The following is a 19,375-nucleotide window of genomic DNA, read 5'->3' on the forward strand; positions in this document are numbered from 1 at the left end:
CGGCAATGAAGCTTTCCGACCTCTCGATCAAGCGCCCGGTCTTCGCGATCGTCATCAGCCTGCTGCTGGTGGTGCTGGGGCTGATGTCGTTCATGCGCCTGACCCTGCGCGAGCTGCCCAACATCGATCCGCCGATCGTCTCGGTGGAGGTCAACTATCCCGGTGCGTCCGCGGCGGTGGTGGAAACCCGCGTCACCCAGATCCTCGAGGATGCGCTGTCGGGCATCGAGGGCATCAACACGATCCAGTCGAGCAGCCGCAACGGCCGCGCCGACGTGACCATCGAGTTCAACCTCACGCGCGACATCGAGGCGGCCGCCAACGACGTGCGCGACCGCATCAGCCGGGTGATGGACCGCATGCCCGACGAGGCCGATCCGCCGGAGATCTCCAAGGTCGAGGCCGATGCCGAGGTCATCGTCTGGCTCAACATGCGCTCCACCGCGATGGACACGATGGCGCTGACCGACTACGCCGACCGCTATGTGGTAGACCGGCTGTCGGCGCTGGATGGTGTGGCGCGCGTGCAGCTGGGCGGCTCGCAGCGCTACGCGATGCGCATCTGGCTCGACCGCGACGCCATGGCTGCGCGCGGGATCACCGCCGGCGACGTCGAGGCCGCGCTGCGCAGCGAGAACGTCGAGCTGCCGGCCGGGCGCATCGAGTCCGAGTCGCGCGACTTCACCTTGCGCGTGGAGCGCGGCTACCGCGAGCCCGAGCAGTTCGCGCAGCTCCCGCTGCGCCGCGGCGACGATGGCTATGTGGTGCGGCTGGGTGACGTGGCGCAGGTGGAGGTGGGCCCGGAAGAGCGCCGCTCCTACCTGCGCAGCAACGGCGTGCCGAACGTCGGCCTTGGCATCGTGCGCACCTCCACCGCCAATGCGCTGGACGTGGCGCGCGCCGCCCGCGTCGAGGCCGAGGTCATCCAGGAGACACTGCCCGAAGGCACCGACATCTACGTGTCCTTCGACAGCACCACATTCATCGACGCCTCGATCAAGCGCGTGTACTGGACGCTGGCCGAGGCGATGGCCCTGGTGTTCCTGGTGATCTGGCTGTTCCTGGGCAGCCTGCGCGCGGCGCTCATCCCGGCGGTCACGGTGCCGGTGTGCCTGATCGCGGCCTTCATCGCCCTGTACGCGTTCGGCTTCTCGATCAACCTGCTCACCCTGCTGGCGCTGGTGTTGTGCATCGGCCTGGTGGTGGATGACGCGATCATCGTGCTGGAGAACGCGCAGCGACGCGTCGACCTGGGGGAGCCGCCCCTGGTCGCGGCGCGCCGCGGCACCGCGCAGGTCGCTTTCGCGGTGATCGCCACCACCGCGGTGCTGGTGGCGGTGTTCCTGCCGGTCGGCTTCATGGAAGGCAACACCGGACGCCTGTTCCGCGAACTGTCGGTGGCGCTGGCCGGCGCGGTGGCGCTGTCGGCGTTCGTCGCGCTGACGCTGACGCCGATGATGTGCTCCAAGCTGCTGCGCCCGCACGTCAAGACCACCGGCTTCAACGCCTGGATGAACCGGCAGCTGGGCCGCGTGAGCAAGGGCTACGGCCACCGCGTGTCGAGGCTGGTGGCCTTGCCCGGTGGCCGCCTGCTGGCGATGGTGGTCGCGGCGATGGTGCTGTGTGGCCTGGTTGCCGCGCTGCTGTTCCTGCGCGTGCCCAGCGAGCTGGCGCCGGCGGAGGATCGTGGCCGCTTCTTCCTGATGATCGACGGGCCGGAAGGCGCGGGTTTCGACTACACGGTGCAGCAGGTCCAGCAGGTCGAGGAGATCGTGCTCAGGCAGGTGGGCGAGGGCAAGCCGATCCAGCGCGCCAACTCGCGGGCCCCGCGCAGTTGGGGTGGCGGCGAGGAGATGCACACCGGACAGATCATCGTCTTCCTGGAGGACTGGGGCACGCGCGAGCAGAGCACCGACGAGGTGGTGGCCGGGCTGCGCCGCCAGTTCACCGACGTACCGGGCGTACAGGTGCGCGCAAGCGTGCCCGGCGGCCTGGTCGGCAGCCGTGGCCAGCGCTACCAGCTGGTACTTGGCGGGCCCGACTACGCGGAGCTGGCCGAATGGCGCGACCGCGTGCTGGAGCGCATGGAATCCAACCCCGGCATCCAGGATCCGGATTCGGACTACAAGGAAACGCGTCCGCAGATGCGCGTGCAGATCGACCGCGCGCGCGCGGCCGACCTGGGCGTGTCGGTCACCGAGATCGGACGCACCCTGGAAACGATGATGGGCTCGCGCCGCGTCACCACCTACGTCGACAACGGTGAGGAATACGAGGTGGTGGTGCAGGCCGGCCGTGAGGCGCGGATGACGCCCGCGGACCTGGGCAACACCTACGTCCGCGGCAGTGATGGCGGGCTGATCCCGATGTCCAACCTGGTCACGCTCGAGGAAATCGCCGAGCCGGGCAACTTCAACCGCTTCAACCGCCTCCGCGCGATCACCATCAGCGCGGGCCTTGCGCCGGGCTACAGCATGGGCGAGGCGCTGGACTGGACGCGCCAGGTCATCGACGAGGAACTGCCCGACTACGCACAGATCGACTGGAAGGGCGAAACCCGCGAATACCAGCGCGCCGGTGGCGCGGTGCTGGTGACCTTCACCATGGCGCTGCTGATCGTCTACCTGGTGCTGGCCGCGCAGTTCGAGAGCTTCATCCATCCGCTGGTGATCATGCTGACGGTGCCGTTGGCGGTACTCGGTGCACTGATCGGGCTGTGGGCGACCGGCGGCACGCTCAACCTGTTCAGCCAGATCGGCATCGTGATGCTGGTGGGGTTGGCGGCAAAGAACGGCATCCTGATCGTCGAGTTCGCCAACCAGCTGCGCGACGAGGGCATGAGCGTGCGCGAGGCGATCGCCGAGGCGTCGGCGGTGCGACTGCGCCCGATCCTGATGACCTCGGCCGCGACGGTGATGGGCGCGGTGCCGCTGGTGGCGGCGGGCGGGCCGGGCTCGGCCAGCCGCGCGACCATCGGCGTGGTGATCATCTTCGGCGTGTCGTTCGCGACCCTGCTGTCGCTGTTCGTGGTGCCCGCGTTCTACGCGCTGCTGGCGCCGTTCACGCGCTCGCCCAATGCGCTGGCGAAGAAGCTGGAGCAGATGGAGGCGGAGACGGCGCCGGTCAGCGGGCACGCCTGAGCGTGCCTGCGGTGGCACGCAGTGGCGACGGCGGGTGCGGCTCGCAGTCCCGGCACCTTGTGGCTGTCATCCCGAGCGCAGCGAGGAGGGATCTTGCCTGAGCAGGCACCAAGCCCGGATCCCTCGCTGCGCTCGGGATGACAGCTTGGAGGCGGCCCGATGAGGGCGGCAACCTGGCGGAAATCAGTTATCGTGCCGCCTTCCGTGCGCCCGCCGTCCCGGCCGGAGCGTCGAACCGAACCGGAGGCAGAGTTCCGTGGAAGCAATTCTCGGCTGGGTGAACGGCATCATCTGGAGCAAGGCGCTGATCGCGCTGTGCCTGGGTGCCGGACTGTGGTTTTCGTTCCGCACGCGCTTCATGCAGGTGCGCGGCCTGGTCGAGATGACGCGGCTCACCTTCTCGGGCCAGAAGTCCGACGCCGGCGTGTCCTCGTTCCAGGCGCTGGCGCTGTCCATGTCAGGACGCATCGGCATCGGCAACATTGCCGGCGTGGCGACCGCCATCGCCTTCGGCGGGCCGGGTGCGATTTTCTGGATGTGGGTGATGGGCTTCCTTGGAGCCTCGACCTCGTTCGTCGAGTGCTGCCTTGCGCAGATATACAAGGAAAAGGACAACGAGGGCCGCTATCGCGGTGGCCCGGCGTACTACATCGAGAAGGGCCTGGGCCTGAAGTGGTATGCGGTGCTGTTCGCGATCGCGACCATTGCGGCGGCCGGCGTGCTGATGCCGGGCGTGCAGGCCAATGCGATCGCCGACGGCATCGCCAATGCCTGCCAGGGCGGCGCGCTGTGCGGTTCGCTCGAGGGCCAGGTGTTGGGCATGGAGACGCGCGACGCGCTCAAGCTCGGCATCGGCGTCGTCGTGGCCCTGCTGCTGGCCACGATCATCTTCGGCGGCGTCAAGCGGATCGCCGCGTTCGCCGAACTCGTGGTGCCGTTCATGGCGGTGGGCTATATCCTCACCGCGCTGCTGGTGATGGCGCTGAACTACGAGTACGTGCCGGAGATGTTCAACATCATCTTCTCCAGCGCCTTCGGCATGCACGCCGGCTTCGGCGCGATGCTGGGCCTGGCGGTGGAGTGGGGCGTGAAGCGCGGCGTCTATGCCAACGAGTCCGGCCAGGGCACCGGTCCGCACGCTGCCGCCGCGGCCGAGGTCTCGCATCCGGCCAAGCAGGGTTACGTGCAGGCCTGGGCGATCTACTTCGACACCATGCTGATCTGCACTTCGACCGCGTTCCTGGTGCTGGCCACCGGCATGTACAACGTGGTGGGGCCGGACGGCGCGATGCTGCAGGAGGCACTGCCCGGCATCGAGGCGGGCGCCGGCTTCGTGCAGCACGGCATCAATACGGTGCTGCCGGGCTGGGGCGCGGGCTTCGTGGCGACGGCGCTGTTCTTCTTCGCATTCACCACGATCATGGCCTATTACTACATGGCCGAAACCAACCTGACCTACATCAACGGCCACAAGACGCGGCCACTGGCGACGCTGCTGCTGCGCGTGACGCTCGTGGGCATGGTGATTTTCGGCGCATTCAACAACGCGGGCATGGCCTGGGCGCTGGGCGACCTGGGCGTCGGGCTGATGGCCTGGCTCAACCTCATCGCCATCCTGCTGCTGCAGAAGCCAGCGCTGCTGGCACTGCGCGACTACGAGCGGCAGAAGAAGCAGGGCGTGGAGCCGGTGTTCGACCCCGACGCCCTCGGCATCCGCAACGCCGAGTTCTGGCGTGGGCGGCTGAAATGAGCAGGCGTCCGCCGCCTCCGGGCCCCGGCAGGGATTCGCCGTGGGGCGCGCGCGGACGCGAAACGGCGGCGCCTGGGCGTGAATCGCGGGCACCGCGCGAACCCGCGCGCATTCCCGCGGACGCGCCGACTGCGCCGGCGCGGAGCGCGGAACTGCGCCTGCACGGGTTGAATGCGGTCCGCGCGGTGTTCGCGCGGCGTCCGCAGGCGATCCGCAAGCTGTACCTGTCGCCCGATCGCATGGGGCAGCTGCAGCCGCTGCTGAAGTGGTGCGTGGCCAACCGCATCGGCTACCGCGTGGTCGAGGACGAGGACGAGCTGCGCCGCCTGTCGGCAAGCACGCATCACGAAGGCGTGGTGGCCGATGTGCTGCGCGAGTCGCAACTGGCATTGTCCGACTGGCTGGTGGCGCTGCCGGCGGGGCCGTGCTGCGCGCTGTGGCTGGATGGCGTGGGCAATCCGCACAACCTGGGCGCGATCCTGCGCTCGTCCGCGCACTTCGGCGTGTCTGCGCTGTTGTTGCCGGAGGACGCGTCGCTGACGCTGTCCGGCGCTGCCGCACGCGTGGCCGAGGGTGGCGCGGAGATCGTGCCGCTGGTGCGCCCGGGCGCCGCGGACGAGGCGATGGCGCAGCTGCGCGCGGCGGGGTTTGTGTTGGCCGCGACGGTCGTGCGCGACGGCGAGGATCTGTTCAAGGCAGCGCTGCCGCCGCGTGTGGTCTACGTGATCGGTGCCGAGGGTGCAGGCATGGGGGATGCGCTCGCCGCGGCCTGCGACCTGCGCCTGTCGATCCCGGGCACCGGCGCGGTGGAGAGCCTCAACGTCGCCGCGGCGACCGCGGTGTTGCTTGCGCAGTGGGCGGGCAGCCGCCGCTAGTCATCCGCGGCGCAGCGATGGCTGCGCCGCGCCCTGTCCGCGCCAGGACACCGCGAAGCTGGCGCCCGCGGGACTCCACGCGAGCCAGATCGATGACATGCTTGGGTGACCTCCTCACGGTATCCGTCCATGCAGCAGCCGTCTCCCGCACAGCACGAAATCCCGCGCGCCCTGCCGAAACTGGTCGTCTTCGGCGAGGCATTGACCGACTTCGTGCGCACGGACGAGGACCAGTGGCGCAGCGTGCCGGGTGGCGCCTGCTGGAACGTCGCACGCGTGGCGTCGACGCTGGGCGTGCCGACCGGCTGGGGCGGGTCGGTGGGCAACGACCTGTTTGGCGATGAGCTGATGCGCAGGTCGGCCGAGGCGGGCCTGGACCTGCGCTTTGCGCAGCAGGTTGGACAACCGCCGCTGCTGGCGATCGTGCATGCGCTGGATCCACCGCAGTACTTCTTCGTCGGCAGCGCCGACCAGAGCTTCGACGCGGCGCTGCTGCCGGAGGGTTGGCGCGAGGCCTGCGAGTACGCGCACTTCGGCTGCATCAGCCTGGTGCGCCAGCCGCTGGGTGCGCGCCTGCTGGCGCTGGCCGAAGAGCTGCATGCGCGCGGCGTGCGGATCAGCTTCGATCCCAACTGCCGCAACCTGATGGGCGCGGACTATCCGCCGCTGTTCGAGCGCCTCGCCGCCATTGCCGACCTGGTCAAGCTGTCGGACGAAGACCTGCGCCAGATCTACCCGCCGCTTCCGGCCGGCGAGGCGCTGGGCCGTGTGCGCGGGCGGATGAAGCCCGGGGCGCTGCTGCTGTACACACGCGGCGCGGACGGCATGACCCTGCATCTTGAGGGGCGTCGCATCGAGCAGCCGGCGCTGGCGGTCGCGGTACGCGACACGGTCGGCGCCGGCGACGCTTGCGTAGGCGGCTTCCTCGCCAGCATGTTGCAGCAACCGGAGCAGGGCTGGGAGCAACACCTGCGCTTTGCGGCCGCCGTGGCCGCCGCGGCATGCACGCGCGCGGGCGCGCATGCGCCGGACCGGCGCGAGGTCGAGGCGTTGCTGGCCGCGGATGCGGGGAGGGTCTGACGGTGTAGCGTGCGGTTGCCGGCGGGCATCCGTGGCGCGTTGCTATCCATCGCGGCTGAAGCCGCTCCTACAGGCGTCGCAATCGCAGGAACGGCTTCAGCCGCGATGGACAGGCATCGCAATCGCAGGAGCGGCTTCAGCCGCGATGGACAGGCGTCGCACTTGTAGGAGCGGCTTCAGCCGCGATGGACGCCCGCACCAGCGCCGACTCCTTTCCCCGGGCAAGGATCCGCCAGACGCTTCCGCCCCCGTCAGGCTCCTTCAGGCAGCACGTTCAGCACTTCGTGGCAGGCACCCATCGTGTGGTAGTCGGTCTTGCCCGCCGGACTCTTCTCGTCGCTGTAGCTGCGGTTGTCGCGGCTGAGGATGCGGTACCAGGCGCCGTGCGCGTGGTCGACGAAGTGGGTCCAGCTGTAATCCCACAGCCGCTCGTACCACTGCCAGTACGCGGCATCGCCGCTGCGGTCGGCGAGCAGGACGGCCGTTGCGATCGACTCGGCCTGCACCCAGAAGTACTTGTCGGCGTCGTAGATGCCGCCGTCCGGGTCGTTGCCGTAGACCACGCCGCCATGCACGGGGTCCCAGGCCATCGCCATCGCGCGGTCGAACAGTTCGCGTGCGCGCGGCAGGCGCCATTCGGCCGGCGCGTGCCGGTCGAGGATCAGCAGCAGCTTGGCCCATTCCACCTGGTGCCCGGGCTGGAAACCCCAGGGGCGGAAGATGTTGCTGCGGTCGCCGCGGTTGTAATCGGGATCCACGCGCCAGTCGGTGTGGAAGTGCTCCCAGACCAGGCCGCCGGTGAGCGCCGCGCGGCCCTGCACCATGCGCTCGGCCAACAGCGCCGCACGCTCGAGGTAGCGTCGCTGACCGGTGGCTTCGAACGCCGCCAGCCAGGCTTCGCAGGCGTGCATGTTGGCGTTCTGCCCGCGATAGGGCGACAGCCGCCAGTCGCCGTCGGCTTCGTCGGCATACAGGCCGTGCGCCGGCTCCCAGAAGTGGCGCTCCATCAGCTCCCAGGTTTCGTCCAGCCAGGCTTCGGCCTCTGCGAACCCGGCTTCGATGCCCTTGGCATAGGCCAGCGCGACGAAGGCCAGGCCGTAGCAGTGGTTGGTGTCGTCCACCGCCACGCCGTCGCGCAGCAGCCAGGCATAGCCGCCGGTGTCCGGATTGCGGTGCACGCGCCGCAGGTAGTCCAGGCCATGCCCGACCGGTGCGCGCCAGCGCTCGTCGCCAAACGCGCGCAGGGCCATCGCGTAGTTGAAGACGAAGCGCGTGCTGCTGACCAGGTGGCGCGTGGCCGCGTCGTAGACCGTGCCGTCGTCGCGGAAGAAGTGGAAGAAGCCGCCTTCCGGATCGATGCAGCGCGGGTGGTAGAAGCGCATGGTGTCGGCGACGTGGCCGAGCAGGAAGGCGCGGGAGCGGAAATCAGGTGCTGCGGGCGCGGTCGAGACTTCGGGCATGTGCATGTTTCCTGTCGAGGTCCGGTGGATCGCGGCTGAAGCCGCTCCTGCGGGAATAGAAACTGTAGGAGCGACTTCAGCCGCGATGCTTTGCCTATTCGCCCGCACCGAGCCCGGGCTTTGGCGCGCTGCCGAAGCCCTCGTCCGATTCCGCTACCAGCCATGCGAACACGGCGTACGCGGCAAGGTTCTGCGCCAGGTCGGCCGGATCGATCTTGTCGAGCGTGTCGTCAGCGTTGTGGTGCAGGTCGAAGTACTGCGTACCGTCCTGTCCCAGCCACGCCCAGGCGCCGCCAATCGCCGCCAGCGGCGAGATGTCCGGCCCCGGTCCGCCCTTGCCCGGCATGTGCACGATGCCGAGCGGCGCCAGCGCTTCGGCGATCCGCGCGACGGCCTGCGCTTCGCCGCCGCTGGTGTTGAAACCGTAGATGCGGCCGGCGCCGAAGTCGCTCTCCACCGCGATGACGTGGTTGGCCACGTCGGCCGCATGCCTGCGCGCGTATTCGCGTCCGCCGAGCAGGCCCTGCTCCTCGTTGGCGAAGGCGACCACGCGGATGCTGCGCCGCGGCAGCTGCGGCAGCTGGCCGATCAGCCGGCCGGCGGCCATGGTGATGCCGATGCCCGATGCGTCGTCGATGGCGCCGGTGCCCAGGTCCCACGAGTCCAGGTGCGCGCCCAGCAGCACGACTTCCTGCGGCGCTTCGCGCCCGGTGATCTCGCCGATCACGTTGTGCGAGGTGTATTCGCCGTCCCAGCCGCAGTCCAGCGCCAGGCGCACGCGCACCGGGCCGCGCTGCAGCAGGCGCACGAGCTGGTCGGCATCGGGCAGCGACAGCGCCGCCGACGGGATCGGAGCGAGCCCTTGGTCGAAGCGGGTGATGCCGGTGTTGGCGACGCGCTGCGGGCTGGTGCTGGCCGAACGCATGAGGAAAGCGACCGCGCCCTTGCGGATCGCCTCGGACGGTCCGCGGCTGCGGATCGCGCCGCCCGTGCCGTAGCCGCTGCCGTCGCGCGCGCGCTGCATGCGGTAGTCGACGAAGGCGATCCTGCCGCTCAGCGAGCCGGCAGGCGCGGCCTGCAGCGCCTCGAGGCTGTCGAAGCGCACGATCTCCGCATCGACCGTGCCGCCCGGGCTGCCGCCCAGCGCGGTCACCACCAGCGGCTGTGCGTGCATACCCAGCACCTGCGCGGATTCGCTGCGCCGCTCCCACTTGGGGAACGTCACCGGTTCGGTCCAGACCCGGTCGTAGCCCAGCTCGCGGAACTTCGCTTCTGCCCAGGCCACGGCACGCGCGTCGGCTTCGCTGCCGGCCAGTCGCGGTCCGATTTGGGTGGTCAGCGATTCGACCAGCTTCCACGCGGTCCCGTCGGCCAGCGCGCGTTCGCGCAGTGCTGCGGCTGTTTCGATCATGTCGTCGGGCGCTTGCGCCGATTCGGCAGCGCCGGCGAGTGCGGGCGTCAGGCAGGACAGCAGCAGCAGCTTGGCCAGGCGCATCAGGGCATTCCGGAAAAACGAAGAAGCCGCGAGCCTAGCAGGCCCGCGGCTTCGCGTGCAGCGGCTGCCGGCGCGCTACTTCTGCAGCGAGTCGCGGATCTCGCGCAGCAGCAGCACTTCTTCCGAAGGACCTTCCGCCGCGGCCTCGGGCTTGCGGTGGATGCGGTTGATCAGCTTGACCAGCATGAAGATCGCGAACGCGATGATCACGAACTGCACCATCGTATTGAAGAATTCGCCGATGCCGATCACGACCGCCGGAACGTCCTCGCCGGCCGCATCGACCGTTGCGCCGCGCAGGGTCCAGCCGATGTCGGCGAAGTCCACGCCGCCCAGCAGCAGGCCGATCGGCGGCATGATGATGTTGTCCACCAGCGAGGTGACGATCTTGCCGAAGGCGCCGCCGATCACCACGCCCACGGCGAGGTCGATGACGTTGCCGCGCATCGCGAATTCCCTGAACTCACTGATCATGCCCATCGGCCTCTCCTCGAAATGTACGGGGCGCGGCGGTGGTCGCCGCGCGCGGCCACTATGCCGAGCGCGGATGCAGCTGGCAACGCAGTTCCAGCACCTCGTCCAGGCGCGCCACGCAGGTGTCGCGCGGCTGCAGGGCAGCCACACCGGCGGGGGTGCCCATGAACACCAGGTCGCCGGCGCGCAGGGCATGGAGTTTCGACAGTTCGTGCAGGATTTCCGGCACGTCCCAGATCAGCTGGTCGAGCGTGGACTGCTGGCGGATCTCGCCGTTGACCTCAAGCGACAGCCGCCGCGGCGCGAGTGCGCCAATCGCTCCGGCCGGCACGATCTCGCTCACCGGCGCGGACTGGTCGAAACCCTTGGCCGCGTCCCAGGGCAGGCCCTTGGCCTTGGCCGCGGCCTGCAGATCTCGGCGGGTGAGGTCGAGGCCGATGCCGTAGCCGAACACCAGCGCCTGCGCGGCATCGACCGGCAGCACGCCGTATGGCGCATCGCTGCCGAGCGCGACGACCAACTCGACCTCGTGGTGCAGGTCCTGCGTAGCTAGCGGATAGGCGACGCGGCCGTCGGTGACGATCGCGTCGGCCGGCTTGTGGAAAAAGATCGGCGTGCCGCGTTCGGCCTTCGACGCAGGCGCTGACGCACCCATTTCGCGCGCATGGTCGGCGAAGTTGCGTCCCACGCAATAGATCCGGCGTACCGGGAACGTGCCGCCACCGCGCACGGGAATGCGCGGAATCACGGGTGCCTCGATGACGTCCCGCATCGGATCAGCGCAGGATGGGCTGGCCGGGCTTGGACACGACGCGGTACTCGGCATCGAGCACCCCGGCGCGCGGCTTGCCCGGACGGGCGCGCAGCACGCTGCGCAGCAGGCCGAACGACAGCATCGCCGCGCCCACGAACAGGCCGATCACCAGCAGCACCGCCAGCACCGCCACGCCCACCAGCCCCAGCGCCACCCGCAGCAGCGGATTGCGCGGCTTGCGCGGCGTGAACAGCCCGCGCACGCCGGAGGCGTCGAAGCGGGCATGGAGCGAGCGGAAGGAGACAAACGACATCGGCAGTGGGTGCGACAATGTGGAGGCGCCAGTATCGGGCGCGGACGCAACCAAGTTGTAACGGGAACGTTAAACCCTCGACATGAGCACAGCGTATAACCAGCCGCCGTTGATCGCACTCGACGCCATTCCCGACGGCGGCTTGGCCGAGGTCGAGGCGCTGGTCGACGACAATGCCGAATCGCTGATCCTGCACCGCGACGGCGACCAGGTGCGTGCCTGGTTCAACATCTGCCCGCATGCCGGTCGCCGCCTCGACTGGGCGCCGGGGAAATTCCTCAAGTCGAAGGAAGGCCTGCTGGTCTGCGCAGTGCACGGCGCGAGCTTCGAGCTGCGCGGCGGCGAATGCGTCGCCGGGCCCTGTCGGGGCGAATCGCTGCGCGCGGTGGACGTCACGATCGTGGACGGCGCGGTGTCGCTCGGCGCCGCCGACGGCGCCTGAGGCGCGCTAGAACATCAGGTTCACCGCCAGCACCACGATGCAGGTGTACACCAGCGACAGCGGCAGGCCGATGCGCCACAGCTCGCGCGGGCGATAGCCGCCGGGTCCGGTGATCATCGACATCACCGGGTTGGACTGGGTGACGAAGTTGTTGGAGGCCGACAGCGCGACGATCAGCGCGAACGAGGTCGGATTGCCGCCGGTCGCCAGCGCCAGGTTGACCGCGATCGGTACCACCACGATGGTCGCGCCGACGTGGCTGATGACCATCGAGAACGCCGCGGTGAGCAGGGCCACGGAGAACTCGAGCAGCCACACCGGCAGCCCGCCCGGCAGGCGCTCGATGGTGTTGCCGGCGACCCAGGCCGCGGCGCCGCTGCCGTCCATCGCCCAGCCCAGCGGGATCAGGCAGGCCATCAGGAACACCGTCTTCCAGCTGATCGCCGAATAGGCCTCGTCCATCTTCAGCACGCCGAACACCAGCATGCCGGCCACGCCGGTCATCAGCGCGATCGAGGTCGGCACGCGCCCGGACAGGGCGATCAGCATGGTCACCGCGAAAATGATCATCGCGATGCGGAACTTGTGCGGCCGCTGCTCGCCCTTGGGATAGTCGGTGACGGTGACGAAGTCGCGCTTGGCGGCGGCCAGGGCCAGGTCCTGCCAGATGCTGTGCAGCACCAGCATGTCGCCCGCGCGCAGCGCGGTGTCGCGCAGGTTCTCGCGGATCACGGTCTTGTCGCGGTTGATCGCCAGCAGGCTGATGCCGTACTGGCGGCGCAGCTGCAGTTCGGCCGCGGTCTTGCCGATGAACTTCGACGTCGGCGGGATCACCGCTTCGGAAATGCCGGCGCGGCTGGGGTTGAACAGGTCGGCGAAGTTGCGCAGCCGCGAGTTCATGCGCAGGAACTGGTTCTGCGCGAAGTCCGCCACCTGCTGGCGCGGGCCCATCGCGCCGAGCACGCTGCCCACCCAGATGCGGGCATCGGGCGGCGGCGCCAGGCGAGATTCGTTGCCGGTCTGCAGGGCCAGCAGCAGCGGCGCGTTGTGCAGCGCCTCGGCCTCGCCGAAGGTCATGCCCACCATCGGGCTGTCGGCGGTGACGATCAGCTCGTGCACCTCGCCCTCGATGCCGTAGGTGCGCGAGAAGTAGCTCTCGGTACGCGCCGGGGTGACGTTGGCGTCGCCGTCCTCGCGCAGCCGGCGCTTGCCCTGGAAGTGGAAGTAGAGCAGGCCTGCGGCCAGCAGCGACAGGCCGATCGGCATCGGCGCGAACATGTTCAGCGGCTCGAGCGTCGCCGCGCCGGAAGGCAGGTTGGCATTGGTCGCCACCAGCAGGTCGTTGAGCAGGATCAGCGGCGAGTTGCCGACCATGGTCAGGGTGCCGCCCAGCACGATCGACACCGCTACCGGCAGCAGCAGCCGCGACAGGCTGATGCCGGTGCGCGAGGACAGGCGCGAGACCACCGGCAGGTACAGCGCCATCACCGACGGGTTCTGCATCACCGACGAATTGAGCCCGGCGATGCCCGAGACCAGCAGCAGCAGCCGGTCCTCGGCTCCGCGCGAACGTCGCAGCAGCCACGCCGCCAGCCGGTTGAGCGCGCCGGTGCGGTCCAGGCCCATGCCCAGGATCATCGTGGCGATGACGCTGATCACCGCATTGGACGAGAAGCCGTTGAACAGGTCTTCCGGCTGCACCAGGCCGGTCAGGCCCAGCATCACCAGCACCACCAGCGCCACCAGGTCGGCGCGCACGCGCTGGAACACGAACAGCACCATGGTCAGGCCCACCAGCCCGAGCACGATCTTCATGTCCGTCGTGAGCGCGAGCTGGGGGTCCATCAGGGTCGGGATCCGGGATGCGAGTGCCGGGAGCCGGACCCGTCCGCCATCAGGACCGGCGCAGCCGGCTCAAGGCCCGGCGGCAGCAATCGCGGCGTCGGTCGCGGCAGGAGGGTCATGTCGCCAGCGTTCCCTGCCGGTCGTACAGCAGGTCCCAGACGCCGTGCCCGAGGCGCTGGCCGCGGGTTTCGAAATGGGTCTGCGGGCGCCATTCGGGGCGCGGGACGTGGCCGCGTGGACCGGCGCGGTTGGTGAGTCCCGCGGTGGCGTCAAGCACGTCCCACATCTGCTCGGCGTAGTCCTGCCAGTCGGTGGCCAGGTGCAGGCGACCGTTCGCCGCAAGCTTGCGCACCAGCAGCTGCGCGAACGCGGGCTGCACCAGGCGGCGCTTGTTGTGGCGCTTCTTGTGCCAGGGGTCGGGGAAGTAGATGCGCACTTCGTCGAGGCTGGCGTCGGCGATCTCGTTGGCCAACACCTCGACCGCATCGTGGTGGTAGACGCGCACGTTGCCCGCATCGTCGGCGGCCAGGGCGTTGAGGAGGCGGCCGACGCCCGGTGCGTGCACCTCGATGCCGACCAGGTCGCGGCCGGGATCGTTCGCCGCGGCAAAGCGCAGCGCATCGCCGTTGCCGAAGCCGATCTCCAGCACGCGCGGCGCGCTGCGCCCGAATGTCGCGTCGAAATCGCGCGGCTGCCCGCTGTAGTCCAGGCCGTAGCGCGGCCACTGCGCATCGAACGCGCGCTGCTGCGCGTCGGTGAAGCGGCCCTGGCGCAGGACGAAGCTGCGGACCTCGCGGCGGCCTTCGACGACGGTGAACGGCTTGGGTGGGACCTTTGCGCCGTCACTGGCGAACGGATCGGTCATCGCTCAGCCGACCAGCCCGTCCACCGGCGAGGACGCGCTGGCGTAGCGCTTGCGCGGGATGCGGCCGGCGAGGAAGGCATCGCGCCCGGCCTCGACCGCCAGCCTCATCGCACGCGCCATGCGCACCGGATCCTTGGCGCCGGCGATGGCGGTGTTCATCAGCACGCCGTGGCAGCCGAGCTCCATCGCGATCGCCGCATCGGAGGCGGTGCCCACGCCAGCGTCGACGATGATCGGCACTTTCGCGTTCTCGATGATCTCGAGCAGGTTGTAGCGGTTCTGGATCCCTAAGCCCGAGCCGATTGGCGCGGCCAGCGGCATCACCGCCACGCAGCCGATCTCCTCCAGCCGCTTGGCCAGGATCGGGTCGTCGCTGGTGTAGACCATGACCTCGAAGCCGTCGGCCACCAGCTGCTCGGCCGCCTTGAGCGTCTGCACCACGTCCGGGTACAGCGTCCTCTGGTCGCCCAGCACCTCGAGCTTGGTCAGGTTGTGGCCGTCCAGCAGCTCGCGCGCCAGGCGGCAGGTGCGCACCGCATCCTCGGCGGTGTAGCAGCCGGCGGTGTTGGGCAGGATGGTGTAGCGCTCGGGTGGCAGCACGTCGAGCAGGTTGGGCTCGCCGGGGTTCTGGCCGATGTTGGTGCGGCGGATCGCCACGGTGACGATCTGAGCGCCGGCGGCCTCGGTGGCGCGGCGGGTTTCGTCGAGGTCGCGGAACTTGCCGGTACCGGTCAGCAGGCGCGAGCGGTAGGACTTGCCGGCGATGACGAGGTCATCGGAAGTGGTGTGCGTGGTCATCGCCCGATTATCGCGCAAAGGGCGTGGGATGCGGGCGGCGGGTGGGGCTGTGGTCAGGGACGGGCGCGAATGGGTGTGGGAGCGCGGAGTGGGCAGGGGCAAGGCCATCGGCGAAACGCAGTGCTGTGGGCGCACGCGAGGGCGGTGCGACGGCCCGGATCATGCATTGCGGCTTCCGATTGCCATCCCGAGCGCAGCGAGGGACCTGCTTGCGCCACCGCAGATCCCTCGCTGCGCTCGGGATGGCATCAGTGCTGGCGGCCGCCTTCGTGGGCGGTGTGCGGCGTTCGCGAACGCAGCCGATGCCGGTGGGGCATCGGCGCTTTGGTCAGGTTCTGGTGCCGTCCATGGCGTGAGGGCGTGGGCTTCGGGTCGTTCCGGCCCGCACATCCATGTGCGGGCGTTCGCGAACGCAGCCGATGCCGGTGTGGCATCGCGATGCTTCGGTCAGTGGTTTGGTGCCGTCCATGGCGGGACGGCGTGGGCTTCGGGTCGGTCCGGCCCGCACATCCATGTGCGGGCGTTCGCGAACGCAGCCGATGCCGATAGGGCATCGGCTAAGCGCGTTCGCTCACCCCCCTCCCAATGCGTGGACGATTTCGATGTGGTCGCCGTCGTGCAGGAGATGGTCCTGGTGGTGGCTGCGGGGCACGATCGTGCCGTTGACCTCGACCGCCACGCGGCGGCCGCCCAGGCCCTGTTGTTCGAGCAGGGCCTGCACCGTGGTGTTGTCCGCGACGGTCAGTGCGTCGCCGTTGAGCTGGATGTCCATGCCTGGATTGTCGCCCGCTGTGCTGCGCAGTGCACGTCGGCCGTGCCGCAGTGCGGCGTGAGCCGAGGGCGTGATTCGTGGACACTTGCGAACCATGCGGCCCCGTACTGTGGCCGTCGTCACTTTATCCCGGAGCCGCTGCATGCACCGTTCCAAGCCCCGTTCCACCCCCGTGATCGCGATGCTGGCCGCTGCCCTGGCGCTTGCCAGCGCGCCGGCGCTGGCCGAAGACACTTTCTCGCGCACGGTGTTTTTCGGCGACAGCCTGACCGACGCCGGCTACTTCCGGCCGCTGCTGGTGCAGCAGAATCCGCAGGCGGCGGCGCTTGGCCGCTTCACCACCAATCCGGGCCTGGTCTGGGCCGAATGGCTGGCGCTGGCATACGGCACCGACGCCAGGCCCAACGGCAACGGCCAGTCGGGCGACAACTACGCCGCCGGCGGCGCGATGGTCGCCACCGACCGCATGGGGCCGCCGTTCGGGCTGACCCCGTCGCTGGCCACGCAGGCAGGCAACTACCTTGCCGCCAACGGCGGTCGTGCCGATCCCGATGCGCTCTACACCGTGTGGGGCGGCCCCAACGACCTGTTCTCGATCGCGGCCAACCCGGCCCAGGCGCAGCAGATCATCGGCGCGGCCGTGACCGCCCAGGTCGGCATCGTCGGCGCGCTGCAGGCGGCTGGCGCGCAGTACGTGCTGGTCCCCAACATCCCCGACATCGGCATCACCCCGAGCTTCCTGGTGCAGGGGCCGACCGCTGCCGCGCAGGGCACGGCGATCGCCGCGGCCTACAACGACGCGCTGTACGGCGGACTGGCGGCCAGCGAGCTGCGCGTGATCCCGCTCGACACCTTCACCTTCCTGCGCGAGGTGGTGGCGACGCCGTCGGCATACGGCCTGGCCAACGTCACCGGCACCGCCTGCCAGCCGCAGATCACCGCGCAGTCGATCACCTGCAGCCCCGCCACCTATGTCACGCCCGGCGCCGACCGGACCTACCTGTTCGCCGACGGCGTGCACCCGGGCTCGGTCGCGCACCGCGCCATCGCCGACCTCGCCCTTTCGATGATCGAGGGGCCACGCCAGATCGCGGTGCTGCCGCATTCGGCGGCGATGACCGGCCGCGGCCGCGCCGAGCGCGTCGGCGCGCAGCTTGCGGTCGCGCCTGCGCAGGACGGACGCCGCTGGTGGGTCGACCTGCGCGGCGATTTCCAGCGCTACGACCACGGTGACGACTACGACGGCGCCGGCCCGGCACTTACTGCCGGCCTGGGCTGGGCCAGCGGCGAGCTTGTGTTCGGTGGCTTTGCCGGCTACGGCCGCCAGGCCAACGACTGGGGCCAGCGCCGTGGCGAATGGGACCAGGCCGAGGCGACCCTGGGTGGCTTCGTCGGCTGGCATTCCGAGGGTGGCGCCTGGGTCAACGGCCAACTCAGCTACACCAGCCTGGATTTCGACATCGAGCGCCAGGTGCCGATCGGACCGGCGCTGCGCGTGCACCGCGGTTCCACCGACGGCAGCAACCTCACCGCCGCGCTGCAGGCCGGCTGGAACCTGGGCGAGGGTGCGTTGAGCCACGGCCCGGTGCTGGGCGTGGTCGCGCAGCGCATCGAGGTCGACGGTTTCGCCGAGGGCGATGCCGGCAGCTCGAGCGCGCTGGCCTTCCCCGACCAGGAGTTCGATTCACTCATCGGCAGCATCGGCTGGCAGGCCAGCTACACCATCCATGCCCGGTTGGCGCCCTACGCCCGGCTCACCCTGGACCGTGAGTTCGAGGACGGCGCGGCCGAGGCCTTCGCGCGTTCGCAGAGCACCGGCCTGGACTACGCGGTGCCGGGCCGGAGCTATGACGATGGTTACGCAACGCTGACCCTCGGCGCGCGTACCTCGCTGTTCGGCCTGGACGCCAACCTCGGCGTGAGCCTGAACGCCGGCGAGAAGGGCGGCAAGCAGAGCACCGCCTTCGCCACCCTGGGCGGCGGGTTCTGAGCCCGCGCGGGGCGCCGGCTGCGTCGGCGTCCCGCGTTGCCAACCCGGGCGCGGCGCGCATAGACTGGTGCCGCATGCGGGTGTAGTTCAATGGTAGAACTGCAGCTTCCCAAGCTGCTAGCGTGGGTTCGATTCCCATCACCCGCTCCAGGCTCCAGGCGGCGGCATCATCGACACGGTGATGCCGCCGTTTTTCGCTTCCAGGCCAGCCGATGAAGCTCGCGATCCTCTCCCGCAACGGCAAACTCTATTCGACGCGCCGACTGGTCGATGCCGCGCGCGCGGCCGGCCACAGCGTGCGCGTGCTCGACCCGCTGCGCTGCTACATGCGCATCGGCGACGACGGCTTCGCGATGCGCTACAAGGGCCGCGCCATCGACGGCTACGGCGCGGTGATCCCGCGCATCGGCGCCTCGATCACGCGCTACGGCTGCGCGGTGCTGCGCCAGTTCGAACTGATGGGCAGCCACACACCCAATCCGGCCGCCGCGATCGCGCGGGCGCGCGACAAGCTCGCCTGCCACCAGCTGCTGGCGGCGCAGGGCATCGGCCTGCCCGCGACCGTGTTTGGCGACAACCCCGACGACACCGCCGACCTGCTGGCCCTGCTCGGGCCACCGCCGCACGTGGTCAAGCTCAACGAGGGCACCCAGGGCGCAGGCGTGATGCTGACCGAGAAGCTGTCGGCCTCGCGCAGCGTGGTCGAAGCGCTGCGTGGGCTGTACGCCAACTTCCTGGTGCAGGAGTTCATCGCCGAGGCCGAGGGCGCGGACCTGCGCTGCTTCGTGGTTGGTGATCACGTGGTCGCGGCGATGCAGCGCCAGTCGGCGCCCGGCGATTTCCGCTCCAACCTGCACCGCGGCGGCACCGCGGTCGCGATCGAAGCCACGCCAGACGAACAGGCCGTCGCGGTCCGGGCGGCACGGGCGGTCGGGCTGGGAGTGGCGGGCGTCGACCTGATCAGATCGCACCGTGGGCCGCTGGTGCTGGAGGTCAACGCGTCGCCGGGGCTGGAGGGTATCGAGGAGGCTACCGGCATCAATATTGCCGGCAAAATCATCGAACTTGCAGTTAAGATATCGCAAGATGCAGGTTGGGTAGAGGTCGGTCGGGTCCGCCGGCAGCGCCGCGGCGGCAAGCCCGGGCGGCGCGATTTAACAAGTGCTTAATCGGCCCGGGAATACCGTAGCGACACCGGATTCCGCGCTCGCCCCTGTCTCCTTGTCCAAGGGTCGACCAACGGATTACGGTGATCGGGGCAGTACTTTTGTGCCCAGGCGATGGCATCGCCTGGGCTCTTTTGTGCGTGTCTATCCGACTTC

The 19,375-nt window shown here is 69.5% G+C and carries 16 protein-coding genes and 1 tRNA gene; 8 read left to right on the forward strand and 9 right to left on the reverse strand.

Annotation, left to right across the window (positions count from 1 at the left end; genetic code table 11):
- The first annotated feature begins 5 nt into the window (after positions 1-5).
- The 4 genes from ACW5DW_RS03075 to ACW5DW_RS03090 all read left to right on the forward strand — a co-directional run bounded on the left by ACW5DW_RS03075 (position 6) and on the right by ACW5DW_RS03090 (position 6,845).
- Complete coding sequence (locus ACW5DW_RS03075) at positions 6-3,140, forward strand: efflux RND transporter permease subunit (protein ID WP_457017308.1); 3,135 nt, start codon at positions 6-8, stop codon at positions 3,138-3,140.
- A gap of 256 nt (positions 3,141-3,396) precedes the next feature.
- On the forward strand, positions 3,397-4,890 hold the full coding sequence (locus ACW5DW_RS03080) for an alanine/glycine:cation symporter family protein (protein WP_457017309.1): 1,494 nt from the start codon (positions 3,397-3,399) through the stop codon (positions 4,888-4,890).
- Positions 4,887-5,765 (forward strand): TrmH family RNA methyltransferase, encoded by an 879-nt coding sequence (locus ACW5DW_RS03085; RefSeq protein ID WP_457017310.1) that lies wholly within the window; start codon positions 4,887-4,889, stop codon positions 5,763-5,765. The genes ACW5DW_RS03080 and ACW5DW_RS03085 overlap by 4 nt, the downstream gene beginning before the upstream one ends.
- Positions 5,766-5,894: 129 nt before the next feature.
- Positions 5,895-6,845, forward strand: coding sequence for a carbohydrate kinase family protein (locus ACW5DW_RS03090; protein ID WP_457017311.1), 951 nt, complete (start codon positions 5,895-5,897; stop codon positions 6,843-6,845).
- Positions 6,846-7,096: 251 nt separating this feature from the next.
- On the opposite strand, the gene ACW5DW_RS03095 is transcribed toward ACW5DW_RS03090, so the two are convergent.
- The 5 genes from ACW5DW_RS03095 to ACW5DW_RS03115 form a co-directional block, all read right to left on the reverse strand.
- Positions 7,097-8,305 (reverse strand): AGE family epimerase/isomerase, encoded by a 1,209-nt coding sequence (locus tag ACW5DW_RS03095; RefSeq protein WP_457017312.1) that lies wholly within the window; start codon positions 8,303-8,305, stop codon positions 7,097-7,099.
- A gap of 94 nt (positions 8,306-8,399) precedes the next feature.
- Positions 8,400-9,800, reverse strand: coding sequence for a M28 family peptidase (locus tag ACW5DW_RS03100; protein ID WP_457017313.1), 1,401 nt, complete (start codon positions 9,798-9,800; stop codon positions 8,400-8,402).
- Between the two features lie 75 nt (positions 9,801-9,875).
- Positions 9,876-10,280, reverse strand: a complete 405-nt coding sequence (gene mscL / locus ACW5DW_RS03105) for a large-conductance mechanosensitive channel protein MscL (protein ID WP_457017314.1) — start codon at positions 10,278-10,280, stop codon at positions 9,876-9,878.
- A 52-nt stretch (positions 10,281-10,332) separates the two neighbouring features.
- A complete protein-coding gene (locus ACW5DW_RS03110; protein WP_457017315.1) occupies positions 10,333-11,046 on the reverse strand; it encodes a fumarylacetoacetate hydrolase family protein in 714 nt (237 codons plus the stop codon).
- A 4-nt stretch (positions 11,047-11,050) separates the two neighbouring features.
- Entirely contained in the window at positions 11,051-11,341 is a 291-nt protein-coding gene (locus ACW5DW_RS03115) for a hypothetical protein (RefSeq protein ID WP_457017316.1), read from the reverse strand.
- Between the two features lie 82 nt (positions 11,342-11,423).
- On the opposite strand from ACW5DW_RS03115, the gene ACW5DW_RS03120 reads away from it, so the two are divergent.
- Complete coding sequence (locus tag ACW5DW_RS03120) at positions 11,424-11,783, forward strand: Rieske (2Fe-2S) protein (protein WP_457017317.1); 360 nt, start codon at positions 11,424-11,426, stop codon at positions 11,781-11,783.
- Positions 11,784-11,789: 6 nt separating this feature from the next.
- Here ACW5DW_RS03120 and ACW5DW_RS03125 read toward each other — a convergent pair whose 3' ends face one another.
- The 4 genes from ACW5DW_RS03125 to thiS form a co-directional block, all read right to left on the reverse strand.
- A complete protein-coding gene (locus ACW5DW_RS03125; RefSeq protein ID WP_457017318.1) occupies positions 11,790-13,628 on the reverse strand; it encodes an SLC13 family permease in 1,839 nt (612 codons plus the stop codon).
- 115 nt (positions 13,629-13,743) lie between these two features.
- Positions 13,744-14,493 (reverse strand): tRNA (guanosine(46)-N7)-methyltransferase TrmB, encoded by a 750-nt coding sequence (gene trmB / locus ACW5DW_RS03130; protein WP_457017319.1) that lies wholly within the window; start codon positions 14,491-14,493, stop codon positions 13,744-13,746.
- Positions 14,494-14,496: 3 nt separating this feature from the next.
- Positions 14,497-15,291 carry a thiazole synthase gene (locus ACW5DW_RS03135; RefSeq protein WP_457017320.1) on the reverse strand — a complete coding sequence of 265 codons (795 nt, stop codon included), beginning with the start codon at positions 15,289-15,291 and terminating at the stop codon, positions 14,497-14,499.
- Between the two features lie 571 nt (positions 15,292-15,862).
- Positions 15,863-16,063 (reverse strand): sulfur carrier protein ThiS, encoded by a 201-nt coding sequence (gene thiS, locus ACW5DW_RS03140; RefSeq protein ID WP_457017321.1) that lies wholly within the window; start codon positions 16,061-16,063, stop codon positions 15,863-15,865.
- Positions 16,064-16,247: 184 nt separating this feature from the next.
- Here thiS and ACW5DW_RS03145 point away from each other — a divergent pair, with 184 nt between their 5' ends.
- The 3 genes from ACW5DW_RS03145 to rimK all read left to right on the forward strand — a co-directional run bounded on the left by ACW5DW_RS03145 (position 16,248) and on the right by rimK (position 19,222).
- Entirely contained in the window at positions 16,248-18,053 is a 1,806-nt protein-coding gene (locus ACW5DW_RS03145; protein WP_457018384.1) for an autotransporter domain-containing protein, read from the forward strand.
- Positions 18,054-18,129: 76 nt separating this feature from the next.
- Positions 18,130-18,203 (forward strand) — tRNA-Gly (locus ACW5DW_RS03150).
- 62 nt (positions 18,204-18,265) lie between these two features.
- The gene (gene rimK / locus ACW5DW_RS03155; protein ID WP_457017322.1) at positions 18,266-19,222 is read left to right on the forward strand and encodes a 30S ribosomal protein S6--L-glutamate ligase; all 957 of its coding nucleotides are present in this window, start codon (positions 18,266-18,268) and stop codon (positions 19,220-19,222) included.
- Positions 19,223-19,375: the final 153 nt, after the last annotated feature.

It is taken from the genome of Luteimonas sp. A482 (assembly GCF_054072655.1).

What these genes read in the sequence shown, in the direction of transcription:
- ACW5DW_RS03075 (WP_457017308.1), top strand. Translation starts at nt 6, where the DNA reads ATGAAGCTTTCCGACCTCTCGATCAAGCGCCCGGTCTTCGCGATCGTC.
- ACW5DW_RS03085 (WP_457017310.1), top strand. Translation starts at nt 4,887, where the DNA reads ATGAGCAGGCGTCCGCCGCCTCCGGGCCCCGGCAGGGATTCGCCGTGG.
- ACW5DW_RS03090 (WP_457017311.1), top strand. Translation starts at nt 5,895, where the DNA reads ATGCAGCAGCCGTCTCCCGCACAGCACGAAATCCCGCGCGCCCTGCCG.
- ACW5DW_RS03095 (WP_457017312.1), bottom strand. Translation starts at nt 8,305, where the DNA reads ATGCCCGAAGTCTCGACCGCGCCCGCAGCACCTGATTTCCGCTCCCGC.
- ACW5DW_RS03100 (WP_457017313.1), bottom strand. Translation starts at nt 9,800, where the DNA reads ATGCGCCTGGCCAAGCTGCTGCTGCTGTCCTGCCTGACGCCCGCACTC.
- mscL (WP_457017314.1), bottom strand. Translation starts at nt 10,280, where the DNA reads ATGGGCATGATCAGTGAGTTCAGGGAATTCGCGATGCGCGGCAACGTC.
- ACW5DW_RS03110 (WP_457017315.1), bottom strand. Translation starts at nt 11,046, where the DNA reads ATGCGGGACGTCATCGAGGCACCCGTGATTCCGCGCATTCCCGTGCGC.
- ACW5DW_RS03115 (WP_457017316.1), bottom strand. Translation starts at nt 11,341, where the DNA reads ATGTCGTTTGTCTCCTTCCGCTCGCTCCATGCCCGCTTCGACGCCTCC.
- ACW5DW_RS03120 (WP_457017317.1), top strand. Translation starts at nt 11,424, where the DNA reads ATGAGCACAGCGTATAACCAGCCGCCGTTGATCGCACTCGACGCCATT.
- ACW5DW_RS03125 (WP_457017318.1), bottom strand. Translation starts at nt 13,628, where the DNA reads ATGGACCCCCAGCTCGCGCTCACGACGGACATGAAGATCGTGCTCGGG.
- trmB (WP_457017319.1), bottom strand. Translation starts at nt 14,493, where the DNA reads ATGACCGATCCGTTCGCCAGTGACGGCGCAAAGGTCCCACCCAAGCCG.
- ACW5DW_RS03135 (WP_457017320.1), bottom strand. Translation starts at nt 15,291, where the DNA reads ATGACCACGCACACCACTTCCGATGACCTCGTCATCGCCGGCAAGTCC.
- thiS (WP_457017321.1), bottom strand. Translation starts at nt 16,063, where the DNA reads ATGGACATCCAGCTCAACGGCGACGCACTGACCGTCGCGGACAACACC.
- rimK (WP_457017322.1), top strand. Translation starts at nt 18,266, where the DNA reads ATGAAGCTCGCGATCCTCTCCCGCAACGGCAAACTCTATTCGACGCGC.